At 54.2% G+C, this 18,031-nt stretch carries 15 protein-coding genes and 2 pseudogenes; 9 read left to right on the plus strand and 8 right to left on the minus strand.

Annotated elements, in window-relative coordinates; all coding sequences use genetic code 11:
* Nucleotides 1–65: 65 nt before the first annotated feature.
* The 4 genes and pseudogenes from LPQ25_RS23030 to LPQ25_RS23045 all read right to left on the minus strand — a co-directional run bounded on the left by LPQ25_RS23030 (nt 66) and on the right by LPQ25_RS23045 (nt 4,820).
* Nucleotides 66–2,552: pseudogene (locus LPQ25_RS23030) on the minus strand (fimbria/pilus outer membrane usher protein).
* 12 nt (nt 2,553–2,564) lie between these two features.
* Nucleotides 2,565–3,245, minus strand: coding sequence for a fimbrial biogenesis chaperone (locus LPQ25_RS23035; protein WP_012737268.1), 681 nt, complete (start codon nt 3,243–3,245; stop codon nt 2,565–2,567).
* Between the two features lie 103 nt (nt 3,246–3,348).
* The gene (locus LPQ25_RS23040; protein WP_012737267.1) at nt 3,349–3,861 is read right to left on the minus strand and encodes a fimbrial protein; all 513 of its coding nucleotides are present in this window, start codon (nt 3,859–3,861) and stop codon (nt 3,349–3,351) included.
* Nucleotides 3,862–4,229: 368 nt separating this feature from the next.
* Nucleotides 4,230–4,820, minus strand: a complete 591-nt coding sequence (locus LPQ25_RS23045) for a tyrosine-type DNA invertase (protein ID WP_012737266.1) — start codon at nt 4,818–4,820, stop codon at nt 4,230–4,232.
* A 211-nt stretch (nt 4,821–5,031) separates the two neighbouring features.
* On the opposite strand from LPQ25_RS23045, the gene LPQ25_RS23050 reads away from it, so the two are divergent.
* From LPQ25_RS23050 to LPQ25_RS23060, 3 genes are read left to right on the plus strand one after another with little or no spacing between them, the layout of a single operon-like run.
* Complete coding sequence (locus LPQ25_RS23050; RefSeq protein WP_014908065.1) at nt 5,032–5,964, plus strand: TIGR03756 family integrating conjugative element protein; 933 nt, start codon at nt 5,032–5,034, stop codon at nt 5,962–5,964.
* An 11-nt stretch (nt 5,965–5,975) separates the two neighbouring features.
* Nucleotides 5,976–7,319 (plus strand): integrating conjugative element protein, encoded by a 1,344-nt coding sequence (locus LPQ25_RS23055; RefSeq protein WP_041169000.1) that lies wholly within the window; start codon nt 5,976–5,978, stop codon nt 7,317–7,319.
* A 14-nt stretch (nt 7,320–7,333) separates the two neighbouring features.
* Nucleotides 7,334–8,836 (plus strand): conjugal transfer protein TraG N-terminal domain-containing protein, encoded by a 1,503-nt coding sequence (locus LPQ25_RS23060; protein ID WP_012737263.1) that lies wholly within the window; start codon nt 7,334–7,336, stop codon nt 8,834–8,836.
* An 88-nt stretch (nt 8,837–8,924) separates the two neighbouring features.
* On the opposite strand, the gene LPQ25_RS23065 is transcribed toward LPQ25_RS23060, so the two are convergent.
* The gene (locus LPQ25_RS23065) at nt 8,925–9,587 is read right to left on the minus strand and encodes a hypothetical protein (protein ID WP_012737262.1); all 663 of its coding nucleotides are present in this window, start codon (nt 9,585–9,587) and stop codon (nt 8,925–8,927) included.
* Nucleotides 9,588–9,912: 325 nt separating this feature from the next.
* Between LPQ25_RS23065 and LPQ25_RS23070 the strand changes: the two genes are divergently transcribed.
* The 3 genes from LPQ25_RS23070 (at nt 9,913) to LPQ25_RS23080 (ending at nt 11,610) form a co-directional block, all read left to right on the plus strand.
* A complete protein-coding gene (locus LPQ25_RS23070) occupies nt 9,913–10,203 on the plus strand; it encodes a hypothetical protein (protein WP_014908067.1) in 291 nt (96 codons plus the stop codon).
* 64 nt (nt 10,204–10,267) lie between these two features.
* Nucleotides 10,268–11,173: an ArdC family protein gene (locus tag LPQ25_RS23075; protein WP_014908068.1), complete on the plus strand. Its 906-nt coding sequence runs from the start codon at nt 10,268–10,270 to the stop codon at nt 11,171–11,173.
* A 65-nt stretch (nt 11,174–11,238) separates the two neighbouring features.
* A complete protein-coding gene (locus LPQ25_RS23080) occupies nt 11,239–11,610 on the plus strand; it encodes a hypothetical protein (RefSeq protein ID WP_012737259.1) in 372 nt (123 codons plus the stop codon).
* A gap of 33 nt (nt 11,611–11,643) precedes the next feature.
* On the opposite strand, the gene LPQ25_RS23085 is transcribed toward LPQ25_RS23080, so the two are convergent.
* Together LPQ25_RS23085 and LPQ25_RS23090 are read right to left on the minus strand one after the other, a co-directional pair.
* Nucleotides 11,644–12,351, minus strand: coding sequence for an RES family NAD+ phosphorylase (locus tag LPQ25_RS23085; protein WP_012737258.1), 708 nt, complete (start codon nt 12,349–12,351; stop codon nt 11,644–11,646).
* Complete coding sequence (locus LPQ25_RS23090) at nt 12,338–13,039, minus strand: hypothetical protein (protein WP_014908070.1); 702 nt, start codon at nt 13,037–13,039, stop codon at nt 12,338–12,340. The genes LPQ25_RS23085 and LPQ25_RS23090 overlap by 14 nt, the downstream gene beginning before the upstream one ends.
* 233 nt (nt 13,040–13,272) lie before the next feature.
* Between LPQ25_RS23090 and mobH the strand changes: the two genes are divergently transcribed.
* A complete protein-coding gene (mobH, locus tag LPQ25_RS23095) occupies nt 13,273–14,865 on the plus strand; it encodes a MobH family relaxase (protein ID WP_012737256.1) in 1,593 nt (530 codons plus the stop codon).
* 143 nt (nt 14,866–15,008) lie between these two features.
* On the opposite strand, the gene LPQ25_RS23100 is transcribed toward mobH, so the two are convergent.
* Entirely contained in the window at nt 15,009–15,275 is a 267-nt protein-coding gene (locus LPQ25_RS23100; protein WP_041169002.1) for a hypothetical protein, read from the minus strand.
* A gap of 217 nt (nt 15,276–15,492) precedes the next feature.
* Between LPQ25_RS23100 and LPQ25_RS23105 the strand changes: the two are divergent.
* Both LPQ25_RS23105 and LPQ25_RS23110 read left to right on the plus strand, forming a co-directional pair.
* Nucleotides 15,493–16,555: pseudogene (locus LPQ25_RS23105) on the plus strand (Fic family protein).
* A 163-nt stretch (nt 16,556–16,718) separates the two neighbouring features.
* A complete protein-coding gene (locus tag LPQ25_RS23110) occupies nt 16,719–17,705 on the plus strand; it encodes a hypothetical protein (RefSeq protein ID WP_004206554.1) in 987 nt (328 codons plus the stop codon).
* Nucleotides 17,706–18,031 lie beyond the last annotated feature (326 nt).

Below are 18,031 nucleotides of genomic sequence, written 5' to 3' on the forward strand. Positions count from 1 at the left end.
TGTGTACCAAAAGAAACCAGCCACAACGCCAGCACCAGCCAGCCGGATTTTAATAACACCTTCATTTAACGACACTCCTGTTCAGTTTCCGTCACCGGAACGTTTCCGGCATTCTCCGGCAGCCGGTAAAGCACCATGCACTGCCGCGTCCCGTTCCAGCTCACCGCAATATCGCCCTCATCCGGCACGCCGGTGAGATAGACCTGGCCATCATCGCCAACGATGCCGCTGCCGCCTTCCTTCAGCTTCGCCTGCGCGCCAAACGGCACCGGCAGCCCACGGTAAAGCAGCGTCATCAGCACGCGCCGTCCGACGCGAGTGTTGAAGTCAGCCATTACCACCGCACCCTGCGTCGGCGTCACAGTCTGGACGGCGGTGTCGATATCCACCTCATCGCCGAGCGTGCTGGTATCCAGCGCGATGCGGTTTTTCTTGTACGGGTTGACGTAAGGCACCACCGCATAACCGCGCCAGTCGGTGTACACCCCGGTGTTGTTCTGCACTTTTGCATCCTCCGCACCGGGCGCGCTCACCACGGCCAGCGAGTCGCCGAGCGGTTGCCCGAAAGTGATGCCATGTGGATGCGCGACAATCCCGCCCTTCAGGCCGTAGTTCACCTGCTGGCTGTCATCGTCGTAGTTGTAGCCACCGGTTACTTCGCCCCAGCCGCCTTTGTAATCGGCGTTGATGTTGCCGGAGCCGCCCACGCCATGGTTGGTGTAGCTCTGCTGGAGGCTGTAGCTGAGGTTGTTGTCGGCAAGCGCCGTGCCGTTAAGTCCCACCTGCTGGCGGGTATCGCCGTGCTTCGCGGTGTTGATGCTGTAGCTGGCCCAGGCGTTGGGCAGGAAGCGGCTGAGCGGCACCTGCATGCTGAAGGCCAGCTGCTGGTCGGCAGGCTGGGTGCTGTCAGGATAGTCGCTGTAGCTGACGCCATTGATATTGCCGTTCCAGCCGGTGCTGAGGGTGCGCTCGTAGCCGTCCTCGTGCCAGTAATCCTGCTGGTAACCGGAGATAAAGAACGAGCCGTAGCTGCCGAGGCTCTGGCTGAGGTCGAGCTGGAGTTTCTGCCGCTTGTTGTACTGCATCCGCCAGCCGTCATCGCTGTCCGTCCGCAGGTCATTGGCCTCCTGGAAGGTGTAAAAGCCTTCGGTGGAGTAGCGGTACGCCGCCAGGGTGAAGCTGGTGTCGGTGGCCTGGAAATCCTTTGAGTACTGCACCCGGTACGACTGGCCGTCGTGGGTTTCATCGTTGTTGAGCGTGGTGTGCGCAGCGGTGATATCGACGGATAGCGAACCGAGCGTGCCGAGGCCAAAGCCCAGCCCCGCCGCCCCGGACTGATAGTCCTCCGAGTACAGCGTGCCGCCATAAATGGTGATGGCGTGCGGCAGGCCGTAAATCGCCGTCACCTAGCCGAACTGCGGCTCATCGCTGTCGTTGTTGCCGCTGCGATACTTCCCGGCAGTCAGGGCGTATTTCAGGCGACCCTCGCGCTGCATAATGGGAACGGCTGAAAATGGCTGAATAAAGGTGCGCTCGCTGCCGTCGGCCTCCTTAATGGTCACTTCCAGGTCGCCACTGCCCGAGGTCGGGTAGAGGTCGCTGATGGCGAACGCACCCGGCGCGACGTAGCTCTGGTAGATGATGTAGCCGTTCTGCTTCACCGTCACCTGCGCGTTCGACTGCGCAATGCCGCGGATAACCGGAGCGAACCCGCGCAGACTATCCGGCAGCATATTGTCGTCGGACGCCAGTTGCGCGCCGCGGAACTGCACGCTGTCGAAGATATCGGAAGGGGTGTAGCTGTCGCCGAGCGTCAGTTGCCCCTGCAGGCGCTGGATATCCCGCTGAAGATACGTGTTCACCGAATCCCAGTGGCTGCCATTGTCCTCGTCGTAATTCCAGGTGGAATAGTTGCGCAGCCGCCACGCGCCGAGGTTCAGGCCGCTTTGCAGGTTGGCATAGTAGTTATCCTCTGAGCCGCTCTGGTGGTCGCGCCAGGTATTGCTGCCGCTGAGGCTGTAGTTCAGCAACGCGGCGGGAACGCCCTCATCCCACTGCGAGGGATCCACCTGGCCGCGGGCCGCGGCGCTCATCGCCGCCTGGGGAATGCTGACGTTCAGTTGCAGTTTACTGAAGCGCAGTTCGCTGGACGCCATCGGGATATAGCGGCCGATATCCTTCAGCGGCTTATCCGGAGGCAACGCCGCCAGCGCGGGAAAAGCATCGGTTTTTACGCCCCACGCTTTCAGCATGGCGGGGGTTATCTGCGCGCGGAGTTTTTTGTCTGGCCCGGCGGTGAAGGCGATATCCTGCGCTTCGCCCTGCTGTTCGCCGTTCACATACACCGTCACCCGGTAAACGCCCGGCAACTGGCCGTCCGCTTCGGCAAAGGTGGATAAATCCGCCACCGGCTGGCCGGGATTGTCGATTTCCAGCGCATGGGAGTTAAAAGTCTCGCGGGCCTCTGCGTTGCGGAAATATGCCAGCAGGAGGATCATCACCAGCAGCAGCGCCAGCAGGATCATCATGGTGCGCCGTTCAGGGTTGTTCATCACGCTCTCCCCTCACAGCTGGCGGCTTTCGAACTGGCTGACGCCGCCGTAGTCGCTGATGGCCTGCCAGCTAACGCGGGACGCCGTGGCGGAAGGGATCGTGAAACTCACACTGCCCTTCGGCGGCACCATATCCGCACTCTTTATCTCCTTCCCATCTACCTTCAGGATGAACAGCGTGACGTAATACGGCGTCGGATTGCTGATAGTCAGGCGATTGCCGCTGCGGGCCACCGACAGCTGGCGGTATGCGGCCTCCGGATGCCCGTCCAGACCCGCCGGTCGGTAAAAAAGCTTCAGGCGCGACTTCACCACTACCTGCAATACATTGGTGTGCGGTTTGCTGTCATCAGTGGCGGGAATGGATTTTACGTTGAGCCAGAACACCGACTCCCGGTCCGGCGGCAGGTTGCCGCCGGTGCGAATGATGCGCAGCATATTCTCTTCACCGGGGTTAATGCGAAACAGCGGCGGCGTGACGATAAACGGCGCTTTGCCGCCCCGTTCGCCATTATCCACCCAGCTCTGCACCAGATAAACGCCGGATTTCTCCGGGTTACGGATGGACGCTGAGGCCTCTTTTTTATCCCCGTCATAAACCACCCGCGTCCCGCCAATCACGATTCCGGCCTGCGCCTGCACGGTAAATAAAGCCAGCAAGAACGCCAGCGCAACGTGTACATACCTGTTCATCTTGTTATCTCCGGACGAAAAATACGCATCCCTGCGAAACGCTCCCTGTTATGCGGCGGCGCATGGGTAGGAGGAGGAGAATGCGCCCCGCGACGGCACAGTGTTATTTGTAGTTAATGGTGAACTGCGAGGTGCCGTTTGCTGTACCGGTGGTGACGGCTGCGCCGGTAGAGACATAACGGGCAATAAAGTCCAGTGAGTTGGCCCCTGCGGCGAGGGTGTAGTCAGGAGAGGCGGTGTGAAGCGGAATGGCCGTACCGTTTTTGTCAGCGATTTCAATACCAACGCCGGTCGCGATACCTGTGCCGTTGTCCAGCGCCAGCAGGTTCTGGTTTACGCCGTCGGAAGTGCCGTCAAATTTCACGTTTGCTCCCGTTACGGTGTCCGGGCAGTCACTCAGGCTGAGTGTGAAACGCGTTGGCGCCGCTTTCATTCCGGCAGCGCCGTTAAGCGCGGTCTGCGCCACTTTGCCTAAATTGACATTCAGGTTTTGTGAACCGCTGTCCACCGTGCAGGTCTGGTCAGTAATGCTGCCAGTAAAATTGATCGTCCCGTCAGCGGCCATTGCACTGCCGGCCGCCAGCATAAAACACACGATTGTTATCGTTTTTTTCATACCTTTCTCCTTGATGAAAAATCACTCCAGGGGTCTGCCCTGCTTCACTCCGGCGGTGAAAAAATCCGCATTAGACTTTCCCGTTAGTGCCAGAGTGGTGAGTTCAGGAGAAAATTTGGTGGAAAAAGAAAGTCCAGAATAAAACGTTGGTGAAAGCGGAATACCGCTTAAGGAACGGCATAAAACCATAAGAAGGTGAGCAAATGAAAACTGGCAACGTGAACAACTTCAGCACGTTGCCAGCAGGAGCCAGAGGTGTGTTAGACAATATTCGCGCAGATAAATTATTTAAAAACAGCGAGATAATCCGTAACCTAAAGGGGTCTCAGAAAAATTTTGACACTTTGCTAAATTTTTCTGATACTACTTTACATTCTGGCACTAATTGTGTGGTTTTCTCTCATGTTCCCCCAGACATTCATAAACCTCTGCGTATTTGTCGCCGTATAAATCACCGTATGCCGGATGTTCCGGTGCCCCAGATAATCCTGTATCAGACGGGTATCACGCCCCAGGTCCGCCAGCGCGTAACCGCATCCGTGTCTCAGCATATGCGGATACGCGGGAATGCTGATCCCACCCAGTTCGCCGTAACGTCTGAGCAATAACCTGACCTGATGGCGCGACAGTGGACCCCCTTTCTGCGACAAAAAAAGCCAGTCGCTGTCTGCCTCCCGCCAGCGGCGGCGCACCTTTAGCCAACGCATCAACGCGGGCAGTTCAGCATCGAACAGCGGATGCTGCGTGGACAGGCTGTTTTTGAGTCGCCTGATATACACCGAGCGTCCGACCAAATCGATATCCGACAGGCGCATTCCACACAGCTCACTGACGCGCAGACCGTGTAAAAAACACATCTGGATGAGGCAGTAATCGCGCTCGAAATGGATCCCTCGGTCCGCTGCAAGCAGTATCTGCCCCACTTCCTGGCGTGTAAGGTGTTTTCGTTTTACTGGCATAAGCCTTGCTCCTTAAACACAATAAACAATGAAGAAAAAAACAGGCCGGAACCACTTTCGTAGCCCGGCCTGGACCAGAGAATACTACCAGAAAGCCCAAAAGGGTGATGACAGACTCAACAATTTTCAGAGGCTGGCTCCAGTTTTCTACCGCGATTTAGCGGGCATAGTGCTACACCCGGCAGAAGAAAACTCTGTTGCCGGAGGCGTTATGCCAGACCGCTTTACTCTGCTGTTGCCCCTGATGCTGTGCGCCGCTTTCCCGCTCAGAGCCATTACCACGCCGGAAATTGCCGCTTCCGCCCTGTCGCCAGACTGCGTGAACTACCGGGTTGTCGGCTTGTGCTACTGGCTCTATTGCACGCCGCTCGGTTGCTCGGTACGCACGTCGGTGAAGGTTCGCCATTTCCGCCCGGATCTGGTGGTGTCGGCTTACAGCATCACCGGGCAGAATCCGTGGACAGAGATGTCGTCGCTCAGCCCACCGCTGCCCGGCATTGCCGAAGGCGGTGGCGACACTAATCCGCGAACGGCCAGCCAGCACAGCAAGATCCGCTTTAAGAATGCCGACGCCATCGGCTTCCCGGCAGGCGACGAACTGGCGACGTTTTTCACCCAGTTTGGCTATATCTGCTCGCCTTCATCGCAGCCTTTTCAACCGTACTTTCTGAGTCAACTGGATACGCTGGCGTGGCGCAGCGGCGTACCGGAGATGACCTGGCCGGAGGCGCTGACGCCGGGGTTACGAGATGTAGGGAAAGACGGCGATATGTGGGGCAATATCTACCCTCGCGCCGGTGCCATCAGCCAGACGCACGACTATAAAGCTGCCGCCGTTATCGCCCAGCGCGTGGCCGATCTGGTGACCCGTACCGGACAACCGCATATCTATACGCCGCTGGCAGCCTCCTCCCGCGCCGGGTACTGGCCGCCCTCTCCGATTATCGAAGGCGACAGCGATAACCATCGCTGGCAGATGCTCACCCCGAAAAAATCCGCCGCCTGTTCGGTGTTCCCGGATGGCAGCGCCACCGACACCTACGCCGACAAGCTGGCGGAGGATGGCGCGTACGCCTGGACGCTGTGGCGGCCTTACAAATGCTGCCCGCGCCGGGGACAGACTTTTCTCGGCAGTACGGGTTAACGGAGGCGGTGATGAGAGCGCTTATCCTGGTCTTACTGTTTTTCGCCTGGGTTTGCGCGGCCGCCGATGACTACAGCTTCCGCACGCGAGGCGCGGTCGACGACCTGCTTTACTATCAGATTGGCGGCGGCGAGGCCGTGATGCCTCCACCCGTTCGCCGCAGTCCCTCTCCGCTCAGCGTGGGGATTGGCTGGAACGCCGATATGATGTGCGGCAATTTCGATATCGGCACCACCGTGCGCAACCAGTTGAACGGCATCACCGACGGCTTCCAGCAACTGATGGGCAACGTCATCCAGAGCGCCACCGGCGCGGTTGCCAGCCTGCCCGCGATGATTATTCAGCGCGCCAATCCGCAGCTTTATGATCTGCTGACCAACGGCGTGCTGCAAGGGCGGCTGGATTTTGACAAATCGCTGCTGAACTGCCAGAAAATGGCGGAGAAGATGACCGATTTAGCGGCCGATTCCGCCTGGTTTTCGGGAGCCAAAGCGGAGAACTACCAGACCCTTGCCGCCAGCGACAGCGACGCCATCCGCACCGACCAGAAAGCGGCAAAAGAGGCCGCCGAAAAGGGTAAACGCTGGGTGGGCGGCGAAAAGCGCGGCGGTAAAGGCCAGCCGCCGATTAAGGTAGTCCATGACGCCACCGCCGCAGGCTGGAATATCCTCAACCAGCAGCCCGCCACCAGCACCACGTCTCTTACCTCCTCTGAATGCGACGGGGAACTTTGTAGCACCTGGAAATCTCCTGAAGAGGCCGCCGGATGGATGACCCGCGTGGTTGGCGAGCAGACCATCAGCGTGGCGCAGGCCACCGACGATCCGGATGCGCGTTCCGGCGCACAGGCGGGGATCGGCCTGCATCCGCTGATCGACGAAGAAAAGGCGAAGATCCTGCTTGTGCTGACGGCTCTGGTTAACGGTAACCAGAAGCCCGGCTTCGACAACCTGGCGAAAGCCTCCGGCGGATCCATGCAGCTTACCCGCGGCGTGGTCGAGGCGCTGCGCGACGATCCGGACGCCGCCGTCCTCACCGAACGGCTGGCGGGAGAACTGGCGCTGGCCCGCGTCACCGAACAGGCGCTGCTGGCCCGGCGCACGCTGCTTGCAGGTATGCGCGAACCGAATATCGCCAACGTCAAAGAGGCGCAGGAGAGCCTGGGCAAAACCACCATCCAACTGGATGAAGAGCTGAGCCAGCTTAAGCTGGAACTCGATTTCCGCCAGGCGCTGACGCGCAATACCGCGAGCCAGATCCTGCAACGCAAACAGCAGCGTGACCAGCTTCAGGGACAGGCGGTGGAAGTGCCGGACGACAGCGACCGCCGCCTGCACAATCTCAATAATCCGTAGCCGGAAAACCCGTGATGACCGCCAACAGCTATTTCGAGTACGTGCTCACCCTGCTCGGCTGGCTGGTGAACAACGGCGTGTGGCAGACGCTGACCGCCACCGGGCTATTCGCCCTGCCCCTGCTGGCAAAACTGGTTGCCCTGTGGCTGAAAGCGCGCGGCCAGGGGGCGGATGAAGGCAACGTCGCCCGCCTGCTGGTCGTCTGGGTGGAGCACTCGCTCTACAGCGCCCTGCTGGTGATCCTCTTCGCGGGCGTACCGTTCCTGAGTGTCGATATCAATACCATTACATACGACAGCCAGCGCACGAAGCAGTGCGGCTGGTCGGTGGTGCAGCCCGGTGATTCCGGCTATGCGCCGTTGATTAATGAACTCAGCGGCCAGAGCGCCTCGGTTCCGGTGTGGTGGTACTTCACTCATGCGCTGGGCAAAGGCATCACTAGCGCCGCCGTCGCGGTATTACCCTGGAAACCGGACCTGCGTCAGCTGCGTTTTGAAGTGCAGCACACCCTGATCGCCGATCCAGCGCTGGCGCAGGAATTACAGGATTTCGTTAATGACTGCTACGGGCCGTCGCGCACACGCCTCAAGCGGCTGGGCAGCGATATTAGCGAGGAACAGAGCCGGGAGGTGGACTGGGTGGGATCGTCTTTTTATCTCTCCACGCCGGGTTATTACGACCATGATCATTCCCGCTCACCCCGCGCCGCCTGGCCTTATGACGCCAGCCGCGACGACGGTCTGAGTGATACGGGTGGCGGAGGCTATCCTGCGTGTAAGGAGTGGTGGTCCGATGGCGATGCGGGGCTGAAAAATCGGCTACTGAAGCAGGTCGATACGACACTCTGGCAGCGGCTGCAAAAACTGGGGCAGTCTAAAGAGGAGTATGAAGAAGCAGTGCTGCGCTCGCTGGTGAGCCCGCGCAACATGCAGGTGTCGCAGGGCGGGCTGGTGTACAACGGGTTTGGCGGGAGTGCGGGGGATAATCTCAGCCAGACGCAGTTGCTCAGCCGCGTCGGCGGGATCATCGGCACGGGGCTTTCCAGCTACGCCCTGTTTCCGGCGTTTGATAACGTCCGCCAGGCGCTGCCGATGGTGCAGGCGTTCCTCGAAATGGCGCTGGTAATTTGTATACCGGTAATTCTGCTGTTCTCGGCATGGGAGCTTAAAACAGTCATCACGCTGAGCGTTGTGCAGTTCGCTCTGTTCTTTCTCACCTTCTGGTGGGAACTGGCCCGCTGGCTGGATAACTGGCTGATGCAGATGATGTACGACAGCGACACCCACTCGTATTTCAACCTCTGGGGCCTGCAAAACACCTCCGACGATCTGATTGTGAATATCATTATGGGCGTGATGTTCCTGGTGCTTCCGGCATTCTGGCTGGGGGCGCTGACCTGGGCGGGCGTCAGGATCGGCACAGCAGTCGCTGGGGTGATGGGCAGCGCTGTCGGTGATATCCGCAGCGCTGGCGAACAGGTCGGGAAAATGATCGTCAGTAAAACGCGTTTACCGTAGATAATATTCTTGAGAAGGTTTTAAATCTGAATAATCATCTAATAACAATAACTGGCAAAAAGTATTAGAAAATGGCTTCAATCTATCCTTACATATTTTTAAACGGTTTAAATAAAAAAGGTCGAATCAAACTATCCCATTTATGCCTGAACCAACCATATGCTGAAGGAAAGGAAAAATAGTCATCAAACGAAATATCCTTTGTAGCAGCACAGGCTTCATTGAGTGTATTTTTATTTTTGGTTATAACAATTCTAGCACCAGCTAACGTTCTGAATGGCTCTCTATATTCTTCTGTTGTTGTCGATCTACTAATAGCCTCTGCTGCATTCTGGAGAATTTTTGAAACATGTTCAGTAAACTCAATAACAGATTTTTCGAGTTTCATATGTTTTTGGGAAGGTTTGATGTTAATCCCCCTTCGAACAACTCTTTCATAGGAATTAAAAAACGAAAGTCTGATCTTATTCGAATTATCCATAAGACGCAGCAACTCACACACAAATTCATTTTTATTTTTATAACTAATAACTGATTCAGCTCTAACTAACCCTCTGACCATCTCTGTTTCTAGTAACATTACTCTCATTGGTAATGATGTCATTTCGTCAAGAAAATCATTTGCCGCCTGATGCGCTCGCTCAATATTTTTGGCATGCCAAAGCCTCTGAGCAAAATAAATAGCTAGGACTGGTACCACTGCATTTATTAAAGATATGACTTTGTCAAAGTAACTTACACTTTCACTCATGATGCTCCCCTATAATCGAGCACAATATTAGTCTCATCAAAAATAAAATTCAGTAAACATTTGCAATATTCAATATCAATAGATTTTTAGCCATTAATTCAGAAAGTTACATCTACTTGGTGCACCGTAAACTCTTCAGCCCAGATAAAGATTTTCCCCTCCCTTTTATCACCCGCGCAGAAAACACTACCGCCAGCCATGCAGTAAGTTCGCCATGTATCCGGAAGGCGCGAACGGCGCAGATGCGCAGGATACCCGTACCATTCCATCCCGCAGGGAAACGCCCTGCGAAGGGTGTTCCCTGTTCATTTACAGGAGAAACACCATGTCGCTTTTCGATAAAAAACCGTCGTTAATGCCGGTGGTTATCGCCCCTGATGTCTGGCAATCCGCTGTGGAATTTCCCGCCGACCCGCAGCAGGTGGAAGAACGGCTGGGCAATCTGTTGCTCGCCGTACTACTAACCCTGCGCACCGCCGGGACGTCCCGCAAGAAAGTCACCTTTACGATCTACTGCCAGCCGCCGCAAGGCGATATGAAAGTCCCTGTCGCATTACCGCTATCACTCAACTATCACGGCCACTATGTGCAGGTCTCGATGGCTGAACAGGCATAACCTCTCCCCGCCGGAGTCGCTTCCGGATGGAGGCAGCTCCGGCTTCTTCCATGAGGATCGCACAATGGACAGAAGCAACGATATCTACCAGAAAGTCACCGACCAGATTATTGCTGAGCTGGAAAACGGCAATGTGCCGTGGATCCGCCCGTGGCGCGATGGCGAGCCGCCGTTCCCGATCAATGCGTTATCCGGTCGTCCGTATCACGGCATCAACGTGCCGCTGTTGTGGAACAGCGCCGACAAGCAGAGTTTCGCCAGTGACCGCTGGCTGACGTTCCATCAGGTTAGCGCGCTTGGCGCACAGGTACGCAGAGGGGAAAAATCGTCCCTGGCCGTGCTGTACCTGCCGCGCACGCAGGAGGAAACCGACGCTCTCGGTCAGCCGTTGCTCGATGAAAACGGTGAGCCGCAGGTGCGGCATTTCGGGATCATTCGTGAGTTCCGGCTGTTTAACCTGTCGCAGTGCGACGGCCTGCCGCAGACGCTGTCTGAGCCGTTTACCCGGCCCGCAGAACCGGTGGAAACCGCCGAAGCCATTGCGATGAATAGCGGCGTAACACTGCACCATCGCCGCCAGTCGAAAGCGTATTACAAACCCGCGACCGACCTGGTGATGATGCCGCACCCGCAGCAGTTTGAAAGCAGTGAGGCGTACTACGCCACGCTGCTGCATGAACTGACGCACGCCACCGGTCACGCTTCACGCCTGAACCGCCCCGGTATTGCCGGAACGGAACGCACCGAAGCGCTCTACGCCGCTGAAGAGTTAGTGGCGGAGATGGGCAGCGCCTTCCTGTGCGCCCACTGCGGCATTCTGGGCAGGCTCCAGCACGCCAGCTATATCGGCTACTGGCTGGATATCCTGCGCCAGGACAAACGGGCAGTGATCCGCGCCAGCGGTATGGCGCGCCACGCCAGTGAATGGCTGCTCAACGCTGTACCACAACCCTGTCAGCTTAGCGCCTGACAGCCCACCCGCACGGGGAGCCTTCCCCGTCGGGGAGTTGCTCCCCTTTTTCTGAGGATCAATGTATGGGACTCGATCTCTTCTTTTTCGAACGGGCAAAAAACGCGCCCGATGAAAGCCAGTACGCCAGAGTGGGTTATTTCCGCAAGGTGAACCCGTTACTCAAATGGGTGGATGAACACGTCGGGCTGGTGCGTAACCAGGTGCTGTTAGAAGTCACAAAAGCACATTTGCAGGCGCTTCTGAGCGACCTGCAGAGCCTGACGCCGGATAACTGCGGCGCGGTTTATCCCACGATTGACGGCTTTTTCTATGGATATACCGATTATGGAGAACACTACTGGAAAGATGTCCGCGCCGTCACTCTCTGGGTGAAGGAGACGCTGGAGACGTTTGATTTTGAGCGAGACAGGCTGATGTTTTATGCCTGGTGGTAAGTGGAACGGAGTGGCCGGTTTCGATCGGCCACTTTATTCATCAGAGAGAATGACGCCAAGCCGCTGTGCCATCTGCTGTATTTCGTATCCTGTAGAAACATCATCCGTAAAGCGAACCGTTGAACTGGCAATACGCAGATCTCCCGGTTTGACCCTGTCACCGAACAGCACAAACGCATCACTGTCATCATGCTGCCGCGATTTCCAGACCAGTCCATTGATATCAGAATGCTGAAGATATATTGCCCGTGCCCACAGGCGAGTCTGCGTATACAGCAGCCTTCCGCTCTCGATCAAGTCAGCCTTACTGGTGCCCATGCGATATAGATCCTGCGACTTCAGACTAGCTAGTTGCAGTTTTCTGGTACTGGCAAGTTCCGTGTAGCCCCAGTTTCTGAAAGGCCTGAGGCTGAGAAATCCTGTCCGTGCTTCGCCGATAAGATCGTGAAACACGGTCTCCGCCAGCGCGCCCTGCAGTGAACCTGCTGCATACAGCCAGGGAACATATTGCCCTGCATCATCCTTAAAGGAACTGAAGCGCGCGCCATATTCCCAGGGTTGCAGGTCTCTCCCCGGATTAAAACTGTCGCCGGGCCACTGAAGAGAATGACAACGGTGCAACCGACTATCCGGCGGCAAAACAGCCCGGTTCACCGAAATATCATCTGGAGGCGGCGCGATGCGCGCCACCAGAGATTGCGGCGTACCAAACGCGTTCCTCCCGGATTTATTCTGCGCCATCCCGCATCCGCCCGGCTTCCGCTTCCGCCGCCTGAATAACATTGGCCGGGTAGCGCAACAACATCTCCTGGGGCATCCTGCCAGCCAGCAGGTCATTTGAAGTGGCGAACCACTCGGCCATGCCCCATGGCGTTTTCACTTCAGTCAGAATATCCAGAATCGCTTTCATCACAGGCAGAGGCCGCAGGTTTTCATCCAGCGCATAACGGGGAAATACCTCGCCCACGCCTTTTTTATATACCGAAAAAATACGGCCTGCGCGCTTCCATTTGCTGGGCTGAGCAGAGGGATTCAGCGCAGAAAAGCCCGCCAGTTGTGCGATTTCGCGCGCGGTCAGCCAGCCCTCTTCCACCAAGTTCGCTCTTGCCTGCGCCAGCCTCTCCTCTTCGACAAGACCACGTAACCCCTTTTCCGGCGGTTCCGTTTCCAGCGCCGTTTTAAACAATGACAGCAGGGTTTCAACATTGCCTGATTTCACAGTCTTGCGTTTATTCTTCAGCGCTTCCGTCGCACGCAGCAGTGTTTCAAGCAGGTGCTGCAGCGCATCAATGCTGCTGTCCACCTCTTTAACGATCAGTTCCACCGTGTAAGTCTGGTCCTGTTTGCGTACGCCATGATGTTTATCCCGCGCAAAAGAGAGGCGTACGTCTCCACCATCGACCACTACACGTCCGGCGTCTTTCTCCATTCTTACTGCTGTTCCGGATGCCATAACGCATACCTCGCATCTCTTGATCTAACCAGGATAACCCTACTAACCAATATAACCAGCAGTTCAAAATTTGTCCACTCACGTATCACCATGCATACACTAAATCTTCAACGCGAGTGATAAAAACTTACTGCCCACAAAAGGCCTAAAGGGAGAAACTGCAAAGGAAGGGCGACAAGGGCAAAGGGGCCTGCCCGGAAAGGGGAATTATGCTGAAGTGGCTACAAAGACCATCCCAAAGCCAGCAACCTGCGCCAGACGCTGCGCTGCCGGAGGGGTGGTTTGCGCCACAATCCGCAGAACAGTTGCTGGCGACGCCGTTACGCCAGGCCAGCCTGCGCCAGCTTCGGCAACTGACGCCGCTGCCGGATACCCTGTTTGATAGCTGGATCCTCACTGCGATTAACCGCTTCGCCGCACTGGTGCAGTTGCTGCCCGCCTCACAAAGTCATCACCATTCCATTCCCGGCGGGCTACTGGATCATTCGCTGGAGGTAGCCTGTAACACCATCCGACTGCGCCAGGGTTATCTTCTGCCGCCGGAATCAGGCGCAGAGGAACAAGCGCGCCAGGCCAGCGCATGGACTGTTGCAGTAGTCTGCGCGGCATTACTGCACGATACGGGAAAAATCGCCGTGGATATGGAGATCCATCAACTGGATAGCACCCGCTGGCATCCGTGGCAAGGGAATCTGGCGCAGCCTTATCGCTGGCAGTACCAGAGCCACGGTCGCGACTATCATCTGCACCCTGCGGCTGGAGCAATGCTGATTAATCAGTTGATACCCTCGCCATTACTGGACTGGCTGACCGGATACCCCGCGGCTTTTGCATCCCTGATTTATCAGCTTACCGGACACTACGAACGGGCTGGCGCGCTGACGGAGCTGGTGCAGCAGGCCGATAAAGCCTCTGTCGCCCGATACCTCGGCGGCGATATCAAAACCGCACTGGCGCAAAAGCCCTCTTCCTTCCCCCAGCAACTTCTTTCCGCCTTGCGGTCGCTGGTGCAGAACGAGTACCGACTCAATAATCCCGAATGCGGATCCGATGGCTGGCTGACGGAGGATGCGCTGTGGCTTATCAGCAAAACCACCGCCGACCGGGTCCGCGCCTGGCTGCTCCAGCATGGCGTATCCAGCGTGCCGGAAAACAATAACCGCCTGTTTGACGAACTGTTGACGCATCAGCTTATTGTTGCCAACGAAGATAAAGCGATTTGGCGCTGCATTATCCGATCGGATAAAGGCTGGTCGCCCGTTGAGCCGCTGACGCTGCTGCGCCTGGCGCCGTCCGCAATCTGGGAACAGGGGGAACAGCGTCCCGCCTGTTTTGCTGGTGATGTGACGCCAGTAAGCGAAGCGGAGCCCGTTCCTGAACTCAGCGCCCCCACTCAACCGTTGCCGGAGATAGCAGACGACCCGAGGCTTGGTGACAATAATAATTTCCTGCAGTGGCTGAAGAACCACACCAGGCCTTCAGGCACGGTGAATACCCGGAACGGCAAGGTGCATGTGGTGGAAAACCATCTTTTCTTGATTTCGCCGGGGATCTTTAAGATATACGCAGCAGAAACCACAGGTGACACCGGCGACGGCTGGAAACTGGCACAGCGAATGTTCCAGGAGTCAGGACTGGCCCTGCGCTGTAATGATGACAGCTTTATCTGGACCTGCGAGGTTCGCGCTCCGCAGAAAACGGGGCAGTTGAAAGGGTTTCTGATAGAAGATCCGGGGCTGGTGTTTGGCGAGAAAATGCCGGTGAATAATCCGTGGCTGAAGCTGGTAGCACCTCAAAATTAAAATGCTGAAGTGCCCAGCCTGCATCACCCGAAGCAGTAACAACCCATATCCAACCCAGCTATTCAAGACCGCGGTGGCTAACGGTGACGACTTCATTTTTATTCAACGGAATGGTCAACCGGGGATATGATATATATCGAGCATTAGTGCAACGGCAGAGTGACGTAGCGGCAGAGAAATCGCGCCTCATGCTGATTGTCCAGCCGGACCTGAAAAACATCGTGTGTATCCTGCATGGAGGTGTCTTCGCGCCACGCCTGCAAACCCTGTTGGTTCATGCGGATGATAATCTGATCGGGCGTTTCACCCTGGGTCAACGCCTCCACCACCTGTTGCAGGGGAAGCGGCAGCGTCTGCGCGGGCCACATCACTTCAACGCTCACGAGCTGACGGTGTGTCCGGGGTAACATCGATAGTTTCCTCCATGGTTAGAATTGCGCGGTCATTTAGCCATGAAATAGGGGCATTTTTCGCCGTTGCAACCTCTTCAGGGCGGCTTCCACTAGCCTACGTTGAATCTCTTAGGATATGTCGATAAAAGACGGTTTTTTAAACATGATGGCTTGATATGTTTATGGCATCGACACATTATGGCTATATGTCGATGAAACTAGTTTTTATAAACATATGAGCTGGAATCCAGAGACCCCTTACAACGATCTGCCGATACCGCCGCCCGATCTGGAGCGCGTTGAAACACGCAATGTACTCAACGCATGCATAAGTGCGCGTGCAGCAATTGCAAAGTTGAAAACTGTCAGTGAGCTGATCCCCTATCAGAGGGTACTGATAAACATTCTCCCGATGCTGGAAACGAAAGATTCTTCACGCATTGAGAACATCATAACGACCAGCGATCAGCTCTTTCAATATGCTGACCGCGCAAGTGGTGCAGATCCAGCCACGAAAGAAGCACTGCGCTATCGTACGGCGCTTTATGACGGTTATATCCACCTTGAGGCATATCAGCTCTGTGAAAACACCGCGATAACTATCTGAACCAAATCACCCGTAGTGCAAACCGATATCAGGAAAACGCTAGGAACAGTATTGCGCGATCAGAATAGCAACGTGGTGTACAACGCCACCGGTGAGAGAAGACGCTATTCGTAACTTACTGGCGAACTGGGAGCGATTCATACACGATGATGAAGATTTAGATCCGCTGGTGAAAATGGCTATTGCGTACTATCAGTTTGAGTGCATTCACCCCTTCCCAGACGGGAATGGGCGAACAGGCCAATCCTGAATATCCTGTACTTAATCCAGACAGGGTTGCTTCCTTTATCTCTCCCGCCTCATCCTTGAGAGCTGTAATGATTACTACATGCTCCTGCGCAGAGTGACAGAAGAAAGTGATTAGGAATCTGGATATTATTTATGTTGAAAGCAGTGGAGAACACGTCCCGATGGACGACTGATAAGATTTTGGTTGTTCGGGCATTGATGGCAGAAACCATAGAGTATGTACGCAAGCAGCTGCCGAAAATCCACACCCATGAACTTATTCAGGCACTTTTTGCACTGCCGTATTGTCGGATCGATAACCTCGTTGAACGAGGCATAGCCAAACGCCAGACAGCATCAGCTATACCCCAAACAGCTGGAAATAGGCGTACTGAGAGAAATGAGTGTTGACCGTAAAAGGCTGTATATCAACACCAGATTGTTACGGGAATTGAATCAGTAAGATGCAAATCCACTGAGCGAAACCTAATCTGACAGACGGCTTTGTGCTGAAGCGGACGAACTTGAAAAACCAGTCTATAATCGAAACATTGACAACAAAAAAGTCGACTCTAGGTTAAAGATATTAGAAAATGGTGAAATTATGATTCATTAAGGTAGATAAAATGAGCAACTCTGAAGAAGAAAAATACAAGATTAGTCGTGATAACATTGATAGACCAGAGTTAATAAAATTAATTTACAAACCAAAATTTTTGTTAGCGGTAGTTTTAATCTATGCTGGATTAGGCATTCCCTTTTTACTGAAGTCACAATACAATTTAACATATTTTTTCGAAAAATTCGGTCCAATGACATTAGGTGTCATATCTGCTTTCTTAGGTTTAACAATATTAATGGGGGAGATAAGCAAGATTAAAAAATTTAAACGAGAGGACCGTTTCATTGATGTTGATGACAATCGAGACAGTAGAGATCAAACGTTTCAAAAAAAAATTCTTAGTGAATTAAATTCTATTAAAGCCAAATCTGACAGTTTTTCCACAGACAACATCGAAGAAATAGTGTCTAAGGCGATTGAATCTAAAACTTTAGATCAAGCTAATATGTTTGATTCATTTGAAAATTACTTTAATGAAATTCGTCGAGTTTTATTGGAGCAAGCATATACATCAGACAAAAAAGCCTCAATACTCCTCGACAAAGGTACTTCATACTCAAAAGGCGGAATAACCTTTTTCATAACTTCAATAATTGTGTGGCAAGTACTATCCTGGCTTACTGGATTCAAAGAACAATATATTTATGGGATGATTTCTTGCTCTCTATTATTTATCTTCATCGAATTTTTATCAGCTTGGTTTTTAAAACAATATCGTCACTTTGTTGATACATCAACATACCATATTAAAGTAAAATCTATATTTGACAAATACATGATGTCATACTTGGCTATTAAAAGCCTTGGAGATAATAATCGTAGTGATGAGACAAAGTATCAAGCTATGCTTAGGGTTCTTGAAGAAGAAATAAAATGGCCCGAATCATATCTTTTGAAAAAATCCGAGGTGAGTTTTGCTAGGGAGGCAATTGAAACGATGTCCCATTTTGCAAAGGCAATTAAGTCTGAAGCTAAAAATAAGGCAAGCTGAATTAATAGTGTATATTAAATAGTTGCATCATAGCCAACCCAAAGCGAGACTATGTAAATTGAAAAGCGGATCTGTAATGGCTTAATTGATATTTTTGAACATAACTAAAGTGAACACAAAACCAAGAGATGCCAGTATGTCCGCTTCGTACAAGCCCTTAACCTCAGAGGGCTGGCGGCTTCGTGCTGTGTGTTACATCCATCGATTGAAGTCACAGGTGTATGGCAGCCGGATGAGAGATGCAGTGCAGGGAAGCAGTAAGTAAATGTTTATTGGACAAAAAAATTTATGTGACGAGTACCTCTTTAATGCTTCTTTTGTTGACA

This window comes from Klebsiella sp. KPN54798 (assembly GCF_021184225.1).
In the GTDB taxonomy this organism is placed as follows: Bacteria; Pseudomonadota; Gammaproteobacteria; order Enterobacterales; family Enterobacteriaceae; genus Klebsiella; species Klebsiella pneumoniae.